This window comes from Mycobacterium sp. (assembly GCF_035633495.1).
Taxonomy (GTDB): Bacteria; Actinomycetota; Actinomycetes; order Mycobacteriales; family Mycobacteriaceae; genus Mycobacterium.
On sequence record NZ_DASQEU010000104.1, the window covers coordinates 1 to 21,543 of the forward strand.

A 21,543-nucleotide genomic window follows, 5' to 3' on the forward strand; every position below is an offset into this window, starting at 1 on the left:
CATGGCGCGCCCCGTTGCTGCGACCATCGCGATCGCTCTGATCGGGACGGCCCTCGTGGTGACGGTCCTGGCCGGTCGGCGCTCCGGCCGGACGCTGCGCAAGCTGCGGTCGCGCAGTCATCAGCACGCCATGGCCGCCCGCGTGATCGGTTCACCCACCCGATGGCGCGATGTCGTCGTGGTGGAGGCCGAACGGCCCGCGGCCTACTGTGTGGCCGGACGTCCCCGCGCCATCGTCGTCACCAGCGCAGCACTGGCCAGCCTCCAGGACGACGAACTGGCCGCAGTGCTGGCCCACGAACAGGCGCACCTGAACGGTCGCCACCATCAGCTGTTGATGCTGCTGCGCGCGGTCGCTGCCGGGCTCCCCCGGCTCCCGCTGCTCGCTGCTGGACCGGAGGCGGTGGCGCGGCTGCTCGAGATGAGCGCCGATGACACCGCGGCGCGCCGCTGTGGCCCAGATCCACTGCTGTGCGGACTGATGACACTTGTCGGCCGACCTACCGTACCGGCCGGCGCGCTCGGTGCCGCCAGTACCGCGGTCCTCGATCGCGCGACACGGCTCGCTGCCCCCGCGCCGTCAGGTGCGCGGTGGCGCGATCGGATCAGACTCTGGACTGCCATCGGTCTGACGATCGCAGTTCCCCTGTTCACCGGTGTGCTCTGTCACCACTGACCACTCAGAAGATTCGTCGGGTTTGCCCGGTTGGCTTGGTCTGGGGATTCTGACGCGGGTTGTTCGCGATTACTGACGTCATTAGTGGTTGCAGCGATCGGGATGCGCTGAGGAGTTGACTTCGAGCGCGCTCTAACTTCTACGGTGGTCGTTGTGAGCACCAATCTGGACTATGAGGAGTCCCGCGGCGTCTCGATCTCCGAGGCGTCGCAGCGGACGGGTCTGTCGCGGCACACGCTGCGCTATTACGAACGTGCTGGCCTAATCGAGCCCATCGAGCGCAGCACTTCTGGTCGGCGACGGTACGAGACCAGCGACTTGGACTGGTTCGCGTTCCTTGTCCGGTTGCGTCAGACCGGGATGCCCATCACTCAGATGCAGCAGTTCGCGCGGCTACGCGTCGGCGGCATATCAACGCTCGAACAGCGGCGAGAGCTTCTCGACGAGCACCGACGCCACGTCGAGGCAGCCATCGCTGTCCAGCAAGACCACCTCGCCGCACTGACCGACAAGATTTCGCATTACGAGCAACTCATCAATACCAGCCAACGCGGAGACGAGAAGTGAACGACGCCCCCGCAATGGCATCCACCCGTCATCGCATCACCACGTCCGCCAGCGTGGTGGAGTCGTACTTCGCCGCGTTCGGGGCCGGCGACCTCGACGGAGCGCTCGCCCTCATGACCGAGGACGTCATCTGGCATGTTGACGGAGCAGTCAGCGTGTCTACCGTTGGTCTGCTGCGAGGCCGAGAGCACGTGCGGCGCTGGCTCGAGGGTTTCCCTCAGAATTTCGAACCACTCGTGTTGGCGATCGACCGACTATTCGAGAGCGGCGACGAGGTGATGGCGGTCGGACGCTTCCGGCATACGGTGCTCGCGACCTCCCGCACGGTCGGTAGCGATCTCGCCATAAGGTTCACTGTGCGAGACGGGCAGATCGCGCGGTACCAGATCCTTGAGGACTCACTTCTGTTGGCTCGTGCTTTCGATCCCGATGATCGTTGGGACATTCACCAGGTAAGGGTGAACGGCGCGGCATACGCCTACTCTGATCGGGGCGAAGGGCCCGTCGTGGTCTTCGCTCATGGCCTGTTCGTCGATCACACCATCTTTGATGCTCAGGTCGCTGACCTCGAAACTGCTTACCGATGCATCAATCTCGACATGCCGGGGCATGGTCGAAGCGGCTATCGCAAAGCAGGTTGGACGCTCGATGACGTCGCCGACGACCTTGCGCTGATGATCGAAGAGCAGTCGCTTGGGCCGGTCGCCTTTGTCGGGCAGAGCCAAGGCGGCATGATCGGCATCCGCATTGCCGCGCGTCGCCCGGAACTCGTCTCGAAGCTGGTGCTCGTCGGCACAAGTGCGCGAGCGGAAGATTCGGAACGCCTAGCCGCCTGGCACGCCTTGCGTCACACGATTCTCGTCGGATCGGAGGCCGAGCGCGAGGCCGCCTTTGTGAGTGTGCAGAAGCGCGTGAACAGTTCGTCATGGCTCGACGGCGAGGCGGCGCTGGCAGCCAGAGAGCGAGCAGTCATGCTCTCACACGACCGAGCGGGGGTGACACTGGCGCTCGATGCAGCGGTGATCCAGCGGGAGGACGCGCGAGCGCTGCTTCCCAACATCACCGCACCAACGCTCGTAATCTGCGGCGACGTCGATCGGGCTACCCCGATCGAGAGAAGTCGCGAGATTGCGTCCTCCATCCCAAGGGCGCGGATCGAGGTCCTGCAGGGCGTTGGACATCATCCTCCGCTGGAGGCAGCGCAGAAGGTTGCAGCTGCCCTCAGAGGATTCCTGGCGTGAGCGGCGGGGGCAACGCCGATGCCTGCCTAAACGCACCCTGCCGCACGGACCGACAAGATCACGCACCACGAGCAGCTCGTCAGCACCGCCAACAAGGAGACCACCAGTGAACGAAACCCCAGCAACAGCATCCGCCCCTAGTGGCATCCTGACCAAAGACGTAGAGCGGGCGCGCTACGAGCTCGGAGCAAAGCTGCTCGCCCGGATCGACGGCGACGGTGGCCAGAAGGTGGTCGAATCGCTGGCCGACGTTGCCCCAGCGCTAGCTCACCACGTCGTCGCCTACGGCTTCGGCGATGTGTATTCCCGACCGGGCTTGACCCCGCCTCAGCGCCAGCTCGTCACCCTCGGGATGCTCACCGCACTGGGGGGATGTGAGCCTCAGCTCGACGTCCACGTCAAAGCTTCCCTGAACGTGGGCCTGACGCCCACCCAGATCGTTGAAGCGATCACCCACGCCGCTGTCTATTGCGGCTTCCCGAAAGCGCTCAACGCGATCTTCGTCGCTAAGCGCGTCTTCGACGAGCGGGGACTGCTGCCCGTGACCCCGGGCCAGTAAAACCCCTGCAACGCCTGCCATCCTTGGATGGCTACCAAGGTTTTTGAGGCCACTTGTCCAAAGAGATTGCGTCCACCGAGGTCGGGTGATGGTTTCACGCCAGTCCAGAGTTCGAGTTGTATGCGGCCATCCGCCGCGATACGCGGGCTGGCTTGCCTGAGCGAGAGATTCAGCGCAAGCATCATGTCGGATGGCGGACCGTTAAAGCCGCGATGGGTTCCGCGTGGCCAGCTCAGCGGGCGGCGTACCCGCCGCGAGCCTCGAAGCTGGATCCCTTCAAGCCGTTGGTTATCAAATCCTCGTCGCCGACCTGGACGCCCCACGGACGCAGCGTCGCGCCTATGTCGCTAAGCGGCGCCCGGAGATCCGCGGCGAGCACGCCGCGGCGAGCCGGGTGTGTTCATTCCACAAACCCACCTGCCCGGACGGGAAGCCGAGGTCGACTTCGGGGAAGTCGCGATCTGGCTGGGCTGTGTAGCGCGACACCGCTGCCGGCCGTGGCGCGGATGCTTCTGCTGATGGCGCTGTCAGCGGTCGTCCTTGAGTGCCAGCAGGATTCGGCTACGGGTCTGATCGGACGGGGCACGGCCGAACCGGGCCAGCACCGCGACGTGGGGCAGCGTCTGCACCCACAGACGATACATCTTTGGGTGTATTCACGTTTTAGTAGATCCTGGATTGCGGTTGCTTCGGCCGGTCGCCAGGTGGCGAGCCGCTGCCAAATACACCCGTCCCGTCTTGCAACCGGCCTAAAGGTGGCCTAAAGGGCACCGGCCCTTGACAAGGGGATACCCCTTGGGGGTATATTGAACATACCCCCAAGGGGTATGCACGTTGAGGAGGCGTCATGGCTACGGCACCGGGTTACACGGATTCGAAGGACGCGCACCTCAAGCGCCTACGCCGAATCGAAGGGCAGGTGCGCGGCCTTGCACGCATGGTCGAACAGGACGCGTACTGCATCGACGTGCTCACCCAGATCGCCGCTGCCACCAAAGCGCTCGAGTCGGTGGCGTTGTCACTTCTCGACGAGCATTTGTCCCACTGTGTCACTGACGCCGTACACCAAGGTGGCGATGTGGCCGAGCAGAAGATCAGCGAAGCCTCCGCGGCCATCGCTCGTCTCGTGCGCTCCTGAACAACACACCTGAACCGCCCGACCCCCTAACGAACGTAGCCACGAAATGACCCAGCATCCGATGGCCCCCCTGCCCCTCATTCAAGCCGCCTCGACAGGGTGCGGTTGCTGCGGACCGAGGATCTCTGACGCACGCCTACCGACACCCGCCAAGGAGAAGAACATGGGCACCACCACCACAGCTACCCGCGCTTACGCCGTCACCGGGATGACCTGCAGCCACTGCGTCGCGGCGGTCAGCGAGGAACTGTACGCACTCCCCGGCGTCACCAAGGTCAACGTCGACCTCGTCGCCGGCGGCATCTCCACCGTGACGGTCTCGGCCGACACACCACTGACACCGGATCAGGTTGCCGCCGCACTCGATGAGGCCGGCGACTACCGCCTGACCGCCGAACGACAACCCCGGTAGCCCTTCAAGACCTGCGTGAAGCGATACCAAGAGGACGAGACATGAGCACCACGAATGACGCGCCCGACGTCGATGAACCACGCAGCATCGAGTTGTCGATCAGCGGGATGACCTGCGCCTCGTGTGCCGCCCGGATCGAGAAGAAGCTGAACAAACTCGACGGGGTCAGTGCCAGCGTCAATTACGCCACCGAGAAGGCGAAGGTAACCTACGCCGACTCCATCGACCCGGCGGTGCTGATCGCCACCATAGAAGCGACCGGCTACACCGCGGCCGGCCCGGCGGCGCCGCGCGATCCCGACCAGACCGCTCAGGCCGCCTCGGAAGTCGGCGAGGCTGACTCACTACGGAACCGGCTAGTGATCTCCCTGGTCCTGACAGTGCCCGTCATTGCGATGTCGATGATCCCCGCGCTGCAGTTCACGAACTGGCAGTGGTTAGCGCTGACCTTGGCTTCTCCCGTCGTGGTGTGGGGTGCGTTGCCGTTCCACCGCGCGGCCTGGGCCAACGCCCGCCACCGCGCCGCCACAATGGATACTCTGATCTCGCTCGGTGTCGGCGCTGCGTACCTGTGGTCGCTATGGGCTTTGTTCTTCGGGCACGCCGGCATGCCGGGGATGCGAATGTCGTTCAGCCTGCTGCCCGACGCGGCGACCGGCACCGAGCACATCTACCTCGAAGTCGCCGCTGCGGTAACTGTGTTCATCTTGGCCGGCCGGTACTTCGAGGCGCGGGCCAAGACGCGGTCCGGCGCTGCACTGCGGGCCCTGCTCGACATGGGCGCCAAAGACGTCGCCGTAATGCGCGACGGAGCCGAAACCCGGATCCCGACGACACAATTGGCGGTCGGGGACATTTTTATCGTTCGCCCCGGCGAGAAGATCGCCACCGACGGAGTCGTGACCGAGGGCGCGTCGGCGGTCGACGCGTCAATGCTCACTGGCGAATCGGTGCCCGTCGAGGTGCGCCCGGGAGACCATGTCACCGGCGCCACCGTCAACGCCGGTGGGCGATTGCTGATCCGCGCCAAGCGAATCGGGGCCGACACCCAGCTGGCGCAGATGGCGCGCCTGGTCGAAGAGGCCCAGAACGGCAAGGCATCGGTGCAGCGACTGGCCGATCGGGTCTCAGCGGTCTTCGTGCCCATCGTCCTGGCGCTGTCGGTGGCAACGCTAGCTGCATGGCTGCTCACCGGCCATTCGGCGACAGTCGCGTTCACCGCCGCGGTCGCCGTCCTGATCATCGCCTGCCCATGCGCGCTCGGCTTGGCCACCCCCACAGCCCTGATGGTCGGCACCGGGCGCGGCGCCCAACTCGGCATCCTCATCAAGGGACCGCAGGTGCTCGAGTCCACCCGCCGGGTCGACACCATCGTGCTCGACAAGACCGGCACCATCACCACCGGCCGCATGAGCCTCACAGGGGTGTACCCCGGCGCCGACGAGAAATCCGCCGAGGTGCTCGCGTTCGCCGGGGCGGTGGAGAGCGCATCTCAACACCCGATCGCGGAGGCGATCGCGGCCTCCGCCGCCGCTAGTGGCGCGCTGCCGCCGGTAGAGGAGTTCAGCAATCACAACGGCTTCGGCGTCAGCGGCGTCGTCGCCGGTCACGCGGTCTTGGTCGGACGGCTCAACTGGCTCACCGACGACTGGTCGCTGAACGCCCCCGACGAGCTCACTTCCGCCGCCGAGCAGGCCCAGTCGCTGGGCCGCACTCCGGTGTGGGTGGCCTGGGACGGGGCCGTGCGCGGCGTCATCGTCGTCGCCGACACAGTGAAGGACACATCGGCGGCCGCCATCGGACAGTTCCGCCAGCTTGGCCTACGTCCATTCCTGCTGACCGGCGACAACCGGCGCTCCGCCCTTGCTGTCGCCGCGCAGGTCGGCATCGACCCCGACGATGTCATCGCCGACGTCCTACCTGCCGACAAGGTCACCACCGTCAAAACCCTTCAGGGACAGGGGCGGACCGTCGCCATGGTCGGCGACGGCGTCAACGACGCCGCCGCACTGGTGCAGGCCGATCTGGGGCTGGCGATGGGCACCGGCACCGACGTCGCCATCGAGGCATCCGACCTGACCTTGGTACGCGGTGATCTGCGCGCAGCCACGGATGCCATCCGACTGTCCCGGTCCACCCTGAAAACCATCAAGGGAAACCTGTTCTGGGCCTTCGCCTACAACGTCGCCGCACTTCCCCTGGCCGCACTGGGCCTACTCAATCCGCTGATCGCCGGCGCCGCCATGGCTTTCAGCTCGGTCTTCGTGGTCAGCAACAGCCTGCGCCTACGCCGGTTCGCCAGCAGTGCATCCGACGGGTCTGCCCGCGACGTCCCCCCTCCAACACCACCCACAGCCGACAATGACAGCCGCCAGAGCAGCTACACCGCACCGTGACCGGACACCGACGGTGTTCACGCCGGCCGGCGGCTGCATGCTGGTGTGAGCCACACGGCACCACAACCGAACTGACGGACTTTCGAGCCCACGGTCCCATCCCGGCGGGTGGTTAGGACTCGATGATGCGGGCGAGGTACGGGGACATGCCGGCTGTGCGCAGCGGGTGGACGCTGACCTTGCCGTAACTGCTGGCTTCCTCGAGAACCTGGCCGTTGCCCAGGTAGATCGCCATCGGACTGCTACTTGGGAGGTGGGCTGACGTCGAGTTCGGTGTACATGCCGGTCCAGTAGTGCCCCGTGACGTTGCAGATCAGCTCGTAGCGTCCCGGGGCGAGGGTCATGGTGGTCCAGCCGCTAGCACCGGGATTGATGTCGTCACCTTTGTCAGCACCGCATGTGCGTGAGGCCTCGCCGAGGCTGCCGGCCTCATCGACTTTGCCGTCGGGACCGATGGCGCGCTGCCCGGGATATTGGCCTTGGGCAAGGGGCAACACGGCCAACTCGTGGTTCAACGTACCGTTGTTGATGACGCGGAAGGACACCTGACCCGGCGGGACGGTGGCCGGGTAGACGAAGATGCGCATCATCCCCGTCATTCCCATCCCCGACCCGCGGTACCCGTATTGCCCGGAGCCGCCGGGACCGTTCCAACCCGGCCCCATCATGCCGCCAGGCCCCATCATGCCGTGCATATCGCTGAGGGTGACATCAACAACTGTGCCGGGCAGCGCCGGTGCCGCACACGATGGAGTAGCCGCAGACCGCCCGGGCCCCATCATTCCCGGGCCCCAGACGCCAGGGGAATTGGGATACGGGGTGTTGGCGACGGGGGGGCGAGTGTGGGCGAAAAGCAGGGCGCTCAATGCTGCGGCGCAGACGATCGCGACCACCAGCGCGGTGATGGCGATGGCTAAGTGCCGTGAACGGGGGGAGCTCATCGCGGTCAGCGGTGTTCCCGCAGCAGCGTCATGCGCCGCCGGAATTCGTCTTCGTCGATCTCACCACGGGCGAAGCGTTCCGCCACTGTATTCTCCGCCACTGCATTTTCCGCACGCATCTCGTCAGAACCGGCTTGGTGGTCGAGGGGGCGGCCACCCGCCAGGTAGCGGACCGCGAAGACGATCGCGACGATCACCGCGACCACGAGCACCACCATCAGCACGGCCATGGTGAGACCGCCCCACCCCCAGCCGCTGCCGCCGCCCCAGCCGTTACCCCATCCATGTCCGCACATTGTGCTCAACTCCTCCCCGGCACTACTGCTGCTCACGTGACTCTGTGAGGTCAGGATGCCCGCGTGCGGCGCCGGAATCTAGGGCCGATGGTCCCCTTCATCACTCAACGGCTATAACATCGCCCTATGGAGATGACGATCGCTTCTGGTGCGCTGCAGCGGGTGGAGCTGGCGCCGGCGGCGGCATTGTTTCGTTCTCTCGGGGATCCCACCCGACTGGCGATTGTGCGGCGGTTGACGTCTGGGCCGACGCGGGTGATGGAGCTGGTGCAGGCAGTAGGGCTGGCGCAGTCCACCGTGTCGAAACACCTTGCCTGCCTGCGTGAGTGCGGGCTGGTGACCTCCGAGCCGGTGGGGCGCGCCTCGCTGTTTCGGCTGACCCAACCCGCACTGATCGACGTGCTCACCTCTGCTCAGACTGTGTTAGATGCGACCGGTCACGCCGTGGCCGTATGCCCGAGATACGGCGTAGACCGATGCCCAACGGAGACAACATGACGGCCGCAGGCCCTCCGACGGGTCCTTGTGCCGCGGTCGTGGGCGATGCCTGCGGGCGGACATCGACGACGGGACCGATGAATCCTTCAGCGCCAACCTCGTGAAACGTCAGTCTGCCGATGACCTACACGAAGCCGCTGCCCGGGCACTCGCTGGGCGAAGGTTGGCCCGAGTTTGCCGAGGAATTGCATCCGCAAAGACAGCATCGCCGAGTCCTGAGGACGTTCTCCCGGGCAGCGGGGCCAGGGCTACGGCGTGGTGGCACGAATCGCAGTCGACAGCCTTAAAGCCCTGAACGTCTCTCGGGGCACCGTTGTGGCCGGTCAGCCTGTCGCGAATGTCTCTGCGGCAGTTCAGATGGAAGCCCGGTTAGGCGACGGTTAGGCGCGACCAAAACGGTCGTTGTTGTCCAGTGCTTATGGCCGGGGTGTGCCCGGCGTCATTGTCGCAGTGGCGGAGGGTGACAGACCCGGGCTCATGCCGCCGGGACTCATGCCGCCGGGGCTCATCCCACCCGGGCTCATCCCACCGGGACTCATGCCGCCGGGCCCCATCATTCCTCCGGGACTCATCATCGGACAGTTCCCGGGCCGCCCGTCCCTGTTGCCGTCATAACCGTGGTTCCAATATGAGTGCCTACCAGCGAAAAATCCCCAGAAGAACAGGACCGCAGCGATGAACACGACGCCGGTGGAAATGCCCACCCACACCAACACCGTCGTCAACAGATTCCGCTGGCGCGCTGCCGGCGATGGTTCGACGACCTGGCGCTCGTCTGCGACAGGGTCTGATGGGGAAGGAGATTCAGATGTTTCAGCCATCCGGTGATGATCCGCCGCGCAATGCCCGTATCCACTGGGAGCCGCAGATCTTCATCAAATCTTTGTCAAATGAGCATGGGCAAGCACACGGCACGCGCAACGCTTGCGCTATGGACTTCGGTGGCTGATGTGAGCCACACGGCACCACGACAGAACTGACGAACTCTCGAAGCCCACGGTCCTGTCCCGACGGGTGGTTACGACTCGATGATGCGGGCGAGGTATGGGGACATGCCGGCAGTAGGCAGTGGGTCGACGCTGGCCTTGCCGTAACTGCCGGCCTCCTCGAGAACCCGGCCGTTGCCCCGGTAGATCGCCACATGCTGACTTCCCCAGGCCCGTAGAAGATCAGGTCACCGCGCTTGGCCTGCGACGGCAGAATGTTGCCGACCGGGTGAAGGTGATCTTGCGCTGCTCGCACCAGGTGAGCAGGTGATGATTGATGAACTCACTTCCAGGACTGTCCGCGCCCAGGATGCCGCCGATCTCCTGGTCGAGCGCGGCGAGCACCCATTTTCGGGCCTTGTTGGCACGCTGCGGTCCTCGGTCCAGCCGGTGGCGATGTCGTCACCGTCAGCGTGTGGGCGTGCTCACCGGCGGCGTTGCCGCACTGGTGGCCGACCAGGTCGATCTCGACGAACCCGGGCACCGCATCGTCCCAGTCCCCCAGGTGCGGATCGGGATCTGGGATTTGAGCAGCGATCGCGCTTGGTGTGCGAGCAGCCCTTCAGCTCGTGCTTCTTACGTTCCGGGGCCGGACGGCGATCGATCGTGGCCGCCGACATGCCGGCCAGCAGCGCCGCGGTATCGTCGCCGATCCCCAGCTGCCGAAATTCCGCAGGATCGGCACCAACTCGCCCAGCATCGGCGCCATCGCTTGCCCGCGGGCATACCCAGCATCGCCCAGCAGAAGATTAGCGCCGCAATCACTTTCGGCCCGAACGTCCAACGGTTCCGCTGTACGCCGTTGCGTTGGCCATCCTCGTTGCCGGATTTGGTCGTCGCCGGACTTTCGGTGTCGACATTGCTGATCGGACTGGTCGTGCTCGCCTGCCCGCTGATGATGGGTCACGATGCGTGGACGGCACGGATCTGGCCGCGACACCAGGGACGCGCACCAAGATCACCGACCTACCCCCGGGCAGCCTTGACAGGCTGGCCGGGCATCCACGGCTCGTCTCGCCGGCCGCGCGCAAGACTGACCCGCCGGCGGCCTCGGGACAATGTGGCTACCGACCAAGGTGTGCCCGCAGCACGGCCAGATCATCCCTGTACTGCGCATCGGTGATCTCGCCGCGGGCGAATCGCTCTGCCAGCAGTTGTTCGGGAGAGGACGCTTCACCACGCGGCGCTCGCGTGTTTTGCGGGCCGCCCGAGGCGAATCGAACCAAGGCGACGATGCCAACGATGATGAGAGCCCAGAACAGCACCATCCCAATGCCCATCCCGGCGTAGCCCCACCAACCCATATCGTGGTCGTACCAAAACATCATGACCGTTCCTCCTCTTCAACGACCCATGGCCAATCTGGCCACAGTCTTGCCGCGGGTGAAGCACCCCGGCAGAGTCGAGAGCACTGCGTTCCAAAGCCTTTGGGCCTCAATGTGGTGGCATCACGCGGTGATGACACGAGCCGCGCGCCCGCGGCCGCCCATTAGGTCACGTAGTTCAGGCTCGTCATCATCCCGGCCTCTTGGTGATAGGTGTTGTGGCAGTGCATCATCCAGATACCGGGATTATCGGCCACCAGCGCAACCGTCAGTTTCTGCATCGGCAGAACGATCACGGTGTCCTTGCGTGGCCCTGGGCTGCCGTCGGGCTTGATCACCTGAAAGGTGTGTCCATGTAGGTGCATCGGATGCCACATCATCGTGGTGTTGGTAAACGTCAACGTCGCATTCTGGCCCTGACTCACAGTCAGCGGCACCGTGTCACCGAACGGTCGGCCGTTGATCCTCCAGTCGTAGTTCATCATGGCGCCCGACAACTGCGCCGACAGTGCGGTATCGGTCCTCGACGAATCGAGCATGACCTGCGGGACCGCGGTGAAAAGCCCCACCGTGCCCACCCGTCGCGCCAGCTCGGGCGGTCGAAATCCTGGGTCGGGGGCGCTGCCGGCGCCCGTCGAAAGCAGCGCGCGGGCTACGGCGTTCTTTCCCTCGGCCGAGGCCACCAGCGGGAACACGCCGTCACCGGCGGTGACGAGCACGTCGTAGCGTTCGCCCATGCCGAGCAGCAGCGCGTCGACGTCGTTCGGCACCACCGGGAAGCCGTCGGTATGGGTGACGGTCATCCGATGCCCGGCCAACGAAACCCGAAACGCGGTGTCGGAGCCGACGTTGATGATGCGGATCCGGATGCGCTGACCGGGTTTGGCGGCGAACGTCGTCGGCGCGGACGGGATGCGGCCGTTCGCCAGGTAGTAGGGATAGCTGATGTCGCCGGCATCACCGCCGAGCAGGTCGCTGGCGCCCACCCCGCCCAAACCGGGAACGCCGGACGTGCCTCCCATCCCGGGCATCCCTGGCATGCCGTGCATGCCATGCGGCATCGACATGGCCCGTAGCCCGTCGTAGAGCTGCGGCGGACTGGTGCCGATGCCGTCGGTCCAGTCGTCGAGCATCACGATCCACTCGGCGTCGTAGCCGCCCGGTTCGGTGGGATCGTCGATGATAACCGGTAAGTACAGGCCATAGTCGGCGTCGAGGCCGGTATGCGGGTGCGCCCAGTAGGTGCCGGGATGCGGGGACGAGAACCGATAGGTGAAGCTCGACGCCGGCTCGATGTTCGGGGTCGCGGGCGCCGCGCCGTCCATATCGTTACGCAGCGCGAGGCCGTGCCAGTGCAACGAGGATGGGTGGTCCAGACCGTTGTTCACGGTAATCGCCAGTTCATCGCCGACGTTGGCACGGATCAGCGGACCGGGGACGCTGTTGTTGTAGGCCAGCGTGCGGGCGACGGTTCCACCCAGGTCGACATCCGCGGGCCCGGGCGACAGCGCCGCGCTGACGGTGCGCCCCGTGTGTGGCCGCGCAGCTTCGGCAGCGGCGATCGAGTCGGCGGCCGTGGTTGGGCTGGTCGGCTTTCCGCAGGCAGCCAAGGCGGCGCTGCCCGCGATGGTGGCCGTGATGAACCTGCGTCTGGTCAGCACCGTCGCGCCGACGCGCTGAACAATCATCGGTGCCGGAGCGGTGCGGTCGTGCAGCCAGCCCAACCCCAGTGGGTGCCGGTTTCGTTCCACCACGACATGGGGTCCACCTCCCTTCGGGCTCCAGACTGGTGCGGCCGAGTAGTGAATCGACGATTGTTCTGTGAAGATTCGCTCAAGAACTGGGCGGCTGGTTCCGGGTTCGATCGCGGGCGGCACGATGAAGGCATGGATGAGGATGCTGCCAGCCGCCCCGGGGGTTATCGCGCGTTGGTGGTCGACGACGAGGTGCCGTTGGCCGAAGTCGTGGCGAGCTATCTCGAACGCGAGATGTTCGATGTCACCCTCGCCCACAGCGGGGCCGACGCCCTGGCGCTGGCCCGCGAGATCGATCCGGATGTCGTCGTCCTGGACCTAGCGTTACCGGGCATCGACGGCCTGGAGGTATGCCGCCAACTGCGCACATTCTCCGATGCCTACGTGGTGATGCTGACCGCACGCGACACCGAACTGGACACCATCGTCGGTCTGTCCGTCGGCGCCGACGACTACGTCACCAAGCCGTTCAGCCCCCGCGAACTGGTGGCCCGGATCCACGCCATGCTGCGCCGACCGCGCACGGTCGCAGCGCCCGTCACTGCCGCTGCTGAAAGCGCTAGCGCAGAACCGCCGCCGCGACTGTTCGGACCGTTGAGGATCGATATCGCGGGCCGGCAAGTGTTCATCGACGATGAACCCGTACTGCTCACCCGCACGGAGTTCGACGTCCTGGCCGCGTTGTCATCGCGGCCCGCGATGGTCTTCAGTCGTCGCCAACTCCTCGAGTCGATATGGGGAGACTCCTGGGTCGGCAATGCGCACCTGGTCGACGTACACGTCGGTCACCTGCGCCGCAAATTGGGCGACGACCCCGCCGATCCGCGCTACGTGATCACTGTGCGCGGTGTCGGATACCGGATGGGAAGCGGTTACCGATGACAACGAACGCCACCACTGAACCGAGGTCGCGCCGCAGCCCCGGAGTCGGGGCACGATTACTGCTCGCGCAGGCCCTGGTGCTCGTCGCCGGCGGCGCGACAACGGGGATCGTCGCGGTCATCGTCGGTCCACCCCTGTTTCGGGAACACCTGCACCGCGCCGGGGTCGCCCATCAATCGAATGAGCAATTCCACGCCGAGCAGGCGTACCGCTACGCCACGGCCATCTCCATCGCGGTCGCCGTCGGGGTGGCCGCGCTGACCGCGCTCGTCGTGACCTGGTACTTCAGCCGCCGGCTGCAGCGCTCAGTCGCCGAGGTCGCCTCAGCGGCCACCGCAGTGGCCGACGGCCGCTATGACATTCGCGTGTCGCCGCTTCGCCTGGGGGAAGATTTCGCCAACCTGACGCAGGCCTTCAATCGGATGTCTGAACGGCTGGAATCGGTCGAGGTCACCCGACGTCAGCTCTTCGGTGACCTCGCTCACGAGATCAGGACCCCGGTATCAGTGCTCCAAGCGTACATAGAGGCCGTTGAGGACGGGGTGAAAACCCTTGATCCCGAGACTGTTTCGGTGCTCCACGATCAGGCCGTTCGCCTGGTCCGCTTCTCCGAGGACTTCGCTGCGCTCGCCCAAGCCGAGGAAGGCCCCACTGCGGTCGCACCGCAGTGGCTTGATCTCAACAGGGTGGTCGTCAGCACCGTGTCCGCCGCCGCCGACCGATACGCGGCCAAGGACGTGGGGCTGACATCCGACGTCGCAAACGGGCTGCCCGAGGTGTGGGCAGACCCGCTGCGCCTTGCACAGGTGCTGGGGAACCTTCTCGACAACGCTTTGCGCCACACCCCGCCGCGAGGCCACGTCGAGGTCATCGCGGCGGCGGAGGCCGGCGACCTCATCATCACCGTCGCCGATAGCGGCGACGGTATCCCTGCCGACCACCTCCCGCACGTGTTCGAACGCTTCTACCGTGCCGACGCGGCCCGGGACCGCGATCACGGCGGCGCTGGGATCGGCCTCGCCATCGCCAAAGCCCTCACCGAGGCCCACGGCGGTCGCGTCACCGCATCAAGCCGGGGGCCCGGCCTGGGAAGCACCTTCACCATCACGTTGCCTGTTCATTCTGACGTCACGTGATCGCGAATGTGGACTTCGGTTCTCCCGATTGCGTACCAGTGCCGACCGTGATGCTCACTGCCCAGGTTCTTTACGGGCTCGCCGGGTGTCAACACCTCTGGTGGACCCAGCGATGGCTACGACGTCGTACTCTCGTAGCCTCGCCGACCGAGTCCTGACGAGCGTTGCTACAGCGAAGCCAGAATTCTGTTCATGGTGTCGATCTCCTGCTGCTGGCTGGTCACGATTGACTGCGCCAGTGCGATCGCCGCGGGGTACTGTCCGGAGCTGATCTCGTTCTGGGCCATGCTGATTGCGCCCTCGTGATGCCTGATCATCTGGGTCAGGTACAACTTGGCAGCCGCCACTCCCTGGGCGTTCTGCAGCGCGGCCATGTCCTCCTCGGACATCATGCCGTCCATCCCCGCCATGCCGGGCATTCCGCTCATCCCCGGCATCCCTGGCATGCTCGACTCGATCGGTGCGCCGGTTTCACCCGGTGTCGCGCTGGCAGTGGGCATTCCACTTCGACCGGGCATGTCCATCCTGGGCATCATCGGCATTGTTGGCATCCCCCACTCAGTCAGCCAGGTCTGCATCTGTTCGATCTCGGGAGACTGCGCGGCCTTGATCTGCTTGGCGAGATCCATCACTCGCGGGTCTATGCCCTGCTTGCCCAGCAGCATGTCGCTCATCTCGATCGCCTGCTGGTGATGAGGAATCATGTGCTGAGCGAACATCGCATCAGCCTGATTATGAGCCGCGCTGTTGGCCGACACCGAGGTCGAGGTCGCCCCCGTCGACTGAGCCGACTGCGTATTGTCGGCATTGCTACATGCACCGACAGTCACCAGCGTAGCCAATGCGGCCGCACCGACTGCCATGGCCGATTTCCTCATCACGTCGAGTCCTCCCTGATTGACGGCCGGGCATGTTTCGGCACTCCGCGATGGCGCAATGCACTCCGACCTGACATCGACAGTGCGCGCCGCGGGTATGGCTCGACTAGCCGTTCTGTGAAGATTCGATAAAGATCCGCGACCCCGCTTGGCGTCAGGGCAGCCGCGGCGCAGCCTTGCCTTAACGCTAGAGGGAAACCACCGAGAGGACCCGGCATGACCATCGCACTGTCGACAGCACTGCAGACCTCATTCGCCGACGCCGTATCCCGTACTCGGGACGCTTTGGCGCAGCAGGGGTTTGGCGTTCTGACGGAGATCGACATGAAGGCGACATTGAAGGCGAAGCTGGGCGAGGACATGGAGGACTACGTCATTCTTGGTGCCTGCAACCCGCCACTGGCCCACCGAGCGGTGAACGCCGACCGTCAGATCGGCCTGCTGCTGCCCTGCAACGTCGTCGTACGAGCAGACCGCACAGACGACAATTCCGTCATCGTCGAGGCGATGAACCCACAGATATTGGTCGAGGTGACAGGCGAGCCCGCTTTGCGTGCCATCGCCGACGAGGTGACGACGAAGATGCAGGCCGCCATCGACTCGCTGCATATCGCGGCCGCCCACTCCTAGTCTGTCGACGGTTCGCTCTCGCTCACGACCCCACCCGACCGCGAACGAAGGACACATATTGGCGTCAGGCCGGGGCATTCGACGCTGACCCGCGGTCGCCCCAAACGATGCCGACACCGCAGCGTTAGCCGTGTTCGCCGCTCGAGAAGGCCAAGCGGCGATTAATCGGCGAACTCATTGACCTCGAACTGCCGATTGTCGGGCGCGACCAAGTCCCCGCCTACGGCCTGGCATTCGAGCTGCTATCCAGACAATGGCAAAAGGTGGTGACCGGCCACTACAACGGTGTCATCACGCTCGATCTCGCCGAAGGTGACGACGTACACACAGCGAGCAACTGCGGATCGCGATGAGGCGAGCCGTACCGCACTTGCTCGGCCACTTCCGCCACGAGATCGGGCACCACTCTCAAAAAACGTCTGCCGGCGACAGACGTGGGCAACCGATCACGGATCTCGTTGGCGGGCGCGGGTTGCCGTCGCACAGGATCCGACGAAGTCGGCGCCCGGACTAGCTGGCGGCCGCGAGCGCTGCCAGGGTTTCGGCCGAGGTGTAGTTCGGGGTCCAGCCCAGCTCGGTTTTCGCTTTGTTGATGTCCATGACCATCGACGCGCGTCCGACGTGAAGCCATTCCAGCGGTGACGGCACGAACGGCAACCGCGATATCACCGCCGACGCTACGGTCGCCGCAGCGTGTGGCACCCGGACCGGACGACCGCCCAGCGCCGAAACCAAGTCCGACACCGTGATCACTCCGTCGCCGGCGATGTTGTAGGCGCCGGGCGCAGCCGATGTCGTCGCCGCCAGGGCGATCGCCGCCGCGACGTCATCATGATGGACCAGCTGCAGCGGGGTGCCCGGATCCGGGAACGGCATCTTCAGAACGGGCAGTGCGCGCGCCGCCGCGCGGAATGCGCCGGGGAGGTGGTTCCACGGCATCGCGTCGGCAAGCGCCGGAGCCTTCGGCCCGGCGACAATGCACGGCCGCAGCACGAACACCTCGAGCGACGAGCCGACGGTGATCTCCGCGAGCACGGCTTCACAGGCGGCTTTCTGTTGCGAGTAGTAGTGCTCGGCGGAGCCGCGCGTGGGCACGTCCTCGGTGATCGGAACCGGGTTGTCGGAGCGGTAGCCGTAGGCGGCCACCGACGAGGTGTACACCAACCGCCGTGGACGCTCGGCGGCCACCGTCGCCTCGAACACGTTGCGCGTTCCCGCCAGGTTGATGCGTGCGCTCTCCTCGCGCGACCCCATGATGATGAAAGCGAGATGGATGACGACGTCGGCATCGGCGACCAGCGCGGCGACGGCCTCCCGGTCCAGGATGTCGCCGCGCTGGTAGGTGGTCTTCGTCCAGCCGTGCGCAGCCGGGTCAAAGGGTCGCCGCGCCATCCCGATGATGCGCTCCACGGCGGGATCGCGCTCCAGCGCCTGCACTGCCGAGATCCCGATCTCACCGGTCGGCCCGGTGACGGCCATTGTGATGCCCATGTCGTCAGGGTGCCCCTTTACGGACGCTCAGAACCGGGAAACCGCCGCGATGGCGGGCTGCACATCATTGGCGCGGGGCTACAGCGACCGACGACGGTCTCATCTGACCCTGATATCAGGTGTGCGCAGTTCGGCCTGCAGGCCGGATCGGGGACGGCCGCGGCGGCCGTGAACCTCGCCGCGATGGCCGTCGACCGCACCGGCTGGCAGACTGGTTCGGGTGGTCGATTTCGATGCACTGGAAGCCGCCGGCATTGAGAACGCGCACGACCGAGCCGGACTTCTCAACTACCTGGAAAGCCTCGGATTCACGGTCGACGAGATGGTCGAAGCCGATGGTCGCGGTCGGCTGTTCGGTCTCGCGGGCGACGTACTGCAGTGGTCGGGGCGTCCGATCTACAGCGTGCGGATGGCTGCCGAGGCGCTGGGCGTACCGGCCGAACAAGTGGCCCGAGCCTGGGCACTGCTCGGCCTGACCGTCGCGGGCCCGGACGAAACCATGCTGAGCCAGGCCGACGTCGATGCGTTGGCGACCTGGATTGAGATGAAGGTATGGCTGGGCGACGACGCGGCGTTGGGCTTTCTGCGAGTGCTCGGCTCGGTAATGGCCCGGCTGGCCGAGGCCGAATCGGCGGTGACCCGGGCGCGAGCGCCGGACATCCAGATGCAGCACACTCGCGACGAACTCGCCACCGCGCAGGCGTACCGAGCGGCCGCGGAGTTCATCCCGCGAATCGGGGCCCTCATCGACGTCGTGCACCGCCATCACATGATCAGCGCGCGGGCCCACTTCGAGCTGGTCGTCCGCGACTCGTCGGCCAGCGTGGTGTGCGGCGTCGGTTTCGCCGATCTGTCGGGCTTCACCGCGCTGACGCAGACGCTCACCCCCGCGGAGTTGTCGATGTTGCTCAACGAGTTCAGTGCGGCGGTCAGCGATGTGTTGCACGCCGCCGGTGGCCGAATCGTGAAGTTCATCGGCGACGAGGTCATGTGGGTCAGTGCCGCGCCGGAAGCGCTCGCCACGGCCGCGGTTGATCTCGTCAACCACCCGAAGGCACTCGAGGCCGGGCTGCTCGTGCGCGCCGGCCTCGGCTACGGCGATGCCTTGGCCATCAACGGCGACTACTTCGGCATCATGGTCAACTTGGCCGCCCGGCTGGTCAGCGCGGCGAGGCCTGGGCAGATCCTTGCCTCGCAGGCGGTGCGCGACGAATTGCCGGACTGGTCCGCCACTGCCTGTGACCCGTTGATGCTCAAGGGTTTCGATGCGCCCGTAACCGCTTACGAACTGCACCGTTGCCGCTGATCGCCACCGTCAGCTCGTGTTTGCCCAAGCAGCCGCCGCAGCCCCCGGGGGGTCCAGAGTGACGCAGGACTGGGTTCGGACGACTCCGCGTAACGCCTCGGCTCCGAAGACCGGCTCGATCAACGACGAGATGTCGGCGCCACGACGCAGTCCATGTCCGCCGTCGACGTTGATCACCTGCCCGGTGACGTGGCCGGCAGCGTCGGAAAGAAGGAACAACGCCACGTTGGCCGATGTCCTGGACCTCACCCACACGCGGCAACGGCGTACACGCCTGGTAGTCGGCGCTCGGTAGTGTGCGGATGTGATAGACACTCCGATATGTCCAGGCTGAGCGGCGAAGTCTCGTCAGCGGCCTGACATGTGCAGTGATCGCTTGCTGACCCCTGGTGACACATGCTGGCGCGTGGAGCGGGCCGATCAGTTCGCCTGCATCATCGACGGAGCCGACTACTTCCGACACTGCAAGGCGGCGATGCTTCGCGCCCACCGCCGAATCATGCTGATCGGGTGGGACTTCGACACCAGGATCGCCTTCGAACGCGGTGACAAGGTATTGCCCGGACCCAATCAGCTCAGGGCCTTTCTTCCTTGGATGCTCTGGAAACGGCCGTCGCTCGAGATCTATCTGTTGAAGTCCAACCTGCGTCTGCTCCCGGCATTCGACGACCTCTGGGATGGAATCGCCCCGGTATCCCTGCTGAACCGGCTCAGCGCCAAGCGACTGCACTTCGCCGTCGACGGCGCACATCCGATCGGCTCCGTGCACCACCAGAAGATCGTGGTCGTCGATGACGTGCTGGCGTTCTGCGGGGGTATCGACCTCACCCTCGAGCGATGGGACACCCCGGAACATCTGGACGACAGCCGGTTTCGGCGTGCCGCTGGCAGCAGTTACGGACCCCGGCACGAGGTCGCCGCCGTGGTGGACGGTGCCGCTGCGGGCGCACTCGGCGAGTTGGCCCGGGTCAGATGGCTTACCGCGACCGGGCAGTCGCTGGCTCCGCTCGACGTCGACCACCTCGCTTGGCCCTCCGGGTTGGAGCCGGCCCTGCGCAACATCGACGTCGGAATAGCCCGGACCTTGCCGGAGTTGGATGAGCGCACCGAGGTCCGCGAGGTGGAAACGCTGAACCTCGCGGCCATAGCGGCGGCGCGCCACACGATCTATCTCGAGAACCAGTACCTCGCGTCCCGCACGCTCGCCGACGCGCTTGCCGATCGACTCCAAGAACCCGACGGTCCGGAGATCGTCATCGTCTTGCCCCGCAGCTCCGAGAGCCTTCTCGAAGAGGAGTCAATGGATAGTGCGAGATATCTTCTGCTCCAAATGCTCTGGGCGGCAGACGAATACCATCGACTGGGCGTGTACTGGCCGGTGACGGACGGGGGCACGGCGATCTACGTCCACTCCAAGGTGCTCGTGGTCGACGACCGGCTGCTGCGCATCGGCTCGTCGAATCTCAACAACCGGTCGATGGGATTCGACAGCGAGTGCGATCTGGCCTTCGAAGCAGACCCGGACGCTTCAGAACACGGGGACATCCGCGAGACGATCACGTCGGTACGGAACCAACTGGTGTGTGAACACCTGGGTGTGTCACACGACGATTTCGAGAGCGCGGTGCAGCAGCGTGACTCCTTCCTACAGGCCGTGGAAGCGCTTCGTGGACAAGGCAGGACGCTGCGGAAGTTCACCAAGGACACGGTGGCTGACGAGGCCAGCCTGTTGGCCGAGAACGACTTGATGGATCCTGACCACGTGCCCCGGTCGCTGGCCCGAAGCGTTGCGCGGTGGCTCGAAGGATTCACGAGGAAGCCGCCGCGGGTGTGATGCCGCAGCTGACGACACCGACGGATCCTGACTCATGTAGAGAACACGCGCAGGTAGCACAACATGCGGTAGTTCTCGCCCGGCTCGATGTTGAAGAACTCGTGACGCTCGTAGAATCGACGAGCGTCAGTGTCCACCTCGTCGACGTTGATGAGCATCTCCCGGGCGTTTCGCGCGCGGACCTGTTGGACCGCTTCGGTGATCAACGCGGTTCCGACTCCCCGGTCCCGCGCCGCAGGTCGTACGTACAGTTCCTCCAACTGGGCGAGGGGCCCGTCGAAATACGGTGTCGGGCGCAACGTGAGGTAGGCGAAGCCGACCGACTCACCGTTGACACCTTCGGCGAGCAGGACCAGGACGTCGTGACGCCCGAGCAACCGACCAAACCGGCTGGCGAACTCCGCGGCATCCGGAGTGGGGGTATCGAACTCCGCGTTGAAGTCAAAGAGCAACACGCCGACCACCGCGGCGTCATCGACGCAGGCATTCCGCACGCTCCAGGGCTCAGCCATCGTCCACCACGATTTCAGTCCACCCCGATCGTCGGCATTGGAAAGAGCCTAAGTCCCACATCGCACCAGGGTTCGTCACTTCACT

The 21,543-nt window shown here is 65.4% G+C and carries 22 protein-coding genes and 3 pseudogenes; 14 read left to right on the forward strand and 11 right to left on the reverse strand.

Features of this window, described 5'->3' with window-relative positions:
* The 7 genes from VET27_RS16060 to VET27_RS16090 form a co-directional block, all read left to right on the forward strand.
* Positions 1–676, forward strand: a 676-nt coding sequence (locus VET27_RS16060) for a M56 family metallopeptidase (protein WP_526519840.1), incomplete at its 5' end; no start/stop codon positions are given.
* Between the two features lie 153 nt (positions 677–829).
* The gene (locus tag VET27_RS16065; protein ID WP_526519842.1) at positions 830–1,243 is read left to right on the forward strand and encodes a MerR family transcriptional regulator; all 414 of its coding nucleotides are present in this window, start codon (positions 830–832) and stop codon (positions 1,241–1,243) included.
* The gene (locus VET27_RS16070; RefSeq protein ID WP_526519844.1) at positions 1,240–2,484 is read left to right on the forward strand and encodes an alpha/beta fold hydrolase; all 1,245 of its coding nucleotides are present in this window, start codon (positions 1,240–1,242) and stop codon (positions 2,482–2,484) included. The genes VET27_RS16065 and VET27_RS16070 overlap by 4 nt, the downstream gene beginning before the upstream one ends.
* A 106-nt stretch (positions 2,485–2,590) precedes the next feature.
* On the forward strand, positions 2,591–3,043 hold the full coding sequence (locus tag VET27_RS16075; protein ID WP_526519846.1) for a carboxymuconolactone decarboxylase family protein: 453 nt from the start codon (positions 2,591–2,593) through the stop codon (positions 3,041–3,043).
* Positions 3,044–3,890: 847 nt separating this feature from the next.
* Positions 3,891–4,181: a metal-sensitive transcriptional regulator gene (locus VET27_RS16080; protein WP_526519848.1), complete on the forward strand. Its 291-nt coding sequence runs from the start codon at positions 3,891–3,893 to the stop codon at positions 4,179–4,181.
* Between the two features lie 163 nt (positions 4,182–4,344).
* Positions 4,345–4,593, forward strand: coding sequence for a heavy-metal-associated domain-containing protein (locus VET27_RS16085; RefSeq protein ID WP_526519850.1), 249 nt, complete (start codon positions 4,345–4,347; stop codon positions 4,591–4,593).
* Positions 4,594–4,634: 41 nt separating this feature from the next.
* A complete protein-coding gene (locus VET27_RS16090) occupies positions 4,635–6,989 on the forward strand; it encodes a heavy metal translocating P-type ATPase (RefSeq protein WP_526519852.1) in 2,355 nt (784 codons plus the stop codon).
* Positions 6,990–7,101: 112 nt separating this feature from the next.
* On the opposite strand, the gene VET27_RS16095 is transcribed toward VET27_RS16090, so the two are convergent.
* The 3 genes from VET27_RS16095 to VET27_RS16105 all read right to left on the reverse strand — a co-directional run bounded on the left by VET27_RS16095 (position 7,102) and on the right by VET27_RS16105 (position 8,160).
* Positions 7,102–7,224, reverse strand: a complete 123-nt coding sequence (locus tag VET27_RS16095) for a hypothetical protein (RefSeq protein WP_526519854.1) — start codon at positions 7,222–7,224, stop codon at positions 7,102–7,104.
* 7 nt (positions 7,225–7,231) lie between these two features.
* Positions 7,232–7,684, reverse strand: a complete 453-nt coding sequence (locus tag VET27_RS16100; RefSeq protein ID WP_526519856.1) for a sulfocyanin-like copper-binding protein — start codon at positions 7,682–7,684, stop codon at positions 7,232–7,234.
* A 251-nt stretch (positions 7,685–7,935) separates the two neighbouring features.
* Positions 7,936–8,160, reverse strand: a complete 225-nt coding sequence (locus VET27_RS16105; protein WP_526519858.1) for an SHOCT domain-containing protein — start codon at positions 8,158–8,160, stop codon at positions 7,936–7,938.
* Between the two features lie 192 nt (positions 8,161–8,352).
* Here VET27_RS16105 and VET27_RS16110 point away from each other — a divergent pair, with 192 nt between their 5' ends.
* Positions 8,353–8,724, forward strand: coding sequence for an ArsR/SmtB family transcription factor (locus tag VET27_RS16110; protein ID WP_526519860.1), 372 nt, complete (start codon positions 8,353–8,355; stop codon positions 8,722–8,724).
* A 1,018-nt stretch (positions 8,725–9,742) separates the two neighbouring features.
* Here the strand turns inward: VET27_RS16110 and VET27_RS16115 are convergent.
* From VET27_RS16115 to VET27_RS16130, 4 genes and pseudogenes are all read right to left on the reverse strand, one after another.
* Positions 9,743–9,865, reverse strand: a complete 123-nt coding sequence (locus VET27_RS16115; protein WP_526519862.1) for a hypothetical protein — start codon at positions 9,863–9,865, stop codon at positions 9,743–9,745.
* 67 nt (positions 9,866–9,932) lie between these two features.
* Positions 9,933–10,490, reverse strand: a pseudogene (locus VET27_RS16120) (integrase); the annotation flags it as partial.
* A gap of 284 nt (positions 10,491–10,774) precedes the next feature.
* Positions 10,775–11,038 carry an SHOCT domain-containing protein gene (locus tag VET27_RS16125; protein WP_526519864.1) on the reverse strand — a complete coding sequence of 88 codons (264 nt, stop codon included), beginning with the start codon at positions 11,036–11,038 and terminating at the stop codon, positions 10,775–10,777.
* A gap of 161 nt (positions 11,039–11,199) precedes the next feature.
* Complete coding sequence (locus tag VET27_RS16130) at positions 11,200–12,723, reverse strand: multicopper oxidase family protein (protein WP_526519880.1); 1,524 nt, start codon at positions 12,721–12,723, stop codon at positions 11,200–11,202.
* A 198-nt stretch (positions 12,724–12,921) separates the two neighbouring features.
* Here VET27_RS16130 and VET27_RS16135 point away from each other — a divergent pair, with 198 nt between their 5' ends.
* Both VET27_RS16135 and VET27_RS16140 read left to right on the forward strand, forming a co-directional pair.
* Positions 12,922–13,671, forward strand: a complete 750-nt coding sequence (locus tag VET27_RS16135; protein WP_526519866.1) for a response regulator — start codon at positions 12,922–12,924, stop codon at positions 13,669–13,671.
* On the forward strand, positions 13,668–14,807 hold the full coding sequence (locus VET27_RS16140; RefSeq protein ID WP_526519868.1) for a sensor histidine kinase: 1,140 nt from the start codon (positions 13,668–13,670) through the stop codon (positions 14,805–14,807). The genes VET27_RS16135 and VET27_RS16140 overlap by 4 nt, the downstream gene beginning before the upstream one ends.
* Positions 14,808–14,974: 167 nt before the next feature.
* On the opposite strand, the gene VET27_RS16145 is transcribed toward VET27_RS16140, so the two are convergent.
* On the reverse strand, positions 14,975–15,685 hold the full coding sequence (locus VET27_RS16145; protein ID WP_526519882.1) for a DUF305 domain-containing protein: 711 nt from the start codon (positions 15,683–15,685) through the stop codon (positions 14,975–14,977).
* A 216-nt stretch (positions 15,686–15,901) separates the two neighbouring features.
* Here VET27_RS16145 and VET27_RS16150 point away from each other — a divergent pair, with 216 nt between their 5' ends.
* A complete protein-coding gene (locus VET27_RS16150) occupies positions 15,902–16,315 on the forward strand; it encodes a DUF302 domain-containing protein (protein ID WP_526519870.1) in 414 nt (137 codons plus the stop codon).
* A gap of 100 nt (positions 16,316–16,415) precedes the next feature.
* Positions 16,416–16,721, forward strand: a pseudogene (locus VET27_RS16155) (putative zinc-binding metallopeptidase); the annotation flags it as partial.
* A gap of 104 nt (positions 16,722–16,825) precedes the next feature.
* On the opposite strand, the gene VET27_RS16160 reads toward VET27_RS16155, so the two are convergent.
* The gene (locus VET27_RS16160) at positions 16,826–17,806 is read right to left on the reverse strand and encodes an NAD-dependent epimerase/dehydratase family protein (RefSeq protein ID WP_526519872.1); all 981 of its coding nucleotides are present in this window, start codon (positions 17,804–17,806) and stop codon (positions 16,826–16,828) included.
* A 220-nt stretch (positions 17,807–18,026) separates the two neighbouring features.
* Between VET27_RS16160 and VET27_RS16165 the strand changes: the two genes are divergently transcribed.
* Positions 18,027–19,112, forward strand: a complete 1,086-nt coding sequence (locus VET27_RS16165; RefSeq protein WP_526519874.1) for an adenylate/guanylate cyclase domain-containing protein — start codon at positions 18,027–18,029, stop codon at positions 19,110–19,112.
* Between the two features lie 78 nt (positions 19,113–19,190).
* Here the strand turns inward: VET27_RS16165 and VET27_RS16170 are convergent.
* A pseudogene (locus VET27_RS16170) lies at positions 19,191–19,401 on the reverse strand (SDR family oxidoreductase); the annotation flags it as partial.
* A 72-nt stretch (positions 19,402–19,473) separates the two neighbouring features.
* Between VET27_RS16170 and VET27_RS16175 the strand changes: the two are divergent.
* Positions 19,474–20,946, forward strand: a complete 1,473-nt coding sequence (locus tag VET27_RS16175) for a phospholipase D-like domain-containing protein (RefSeq protein WP_526519876.1) — start codon at positions 19,474–19,476, stop codon at positions 20,944–20,946.
* 32 nt (positions 20,947–20,978) lie between these two features.
* Here the strand turns inward: VET27_RS16175 and VET27_RS16180 are convergent, their stop codons facing one another.
* Positions 20,979–21,458 (reverse strand): GNAT family N-acetyltransferase, encoded by a 480-nt coding sequence (locus tag VET27_RS16180; RefSeq protein WP_526519878.1) that lies wholly within the window; start codon positions 21,456–21,458, stop codon positions 20,979–20,981.
* Positions 21,459–21,543: the final 85 nt, after the last annotated feature.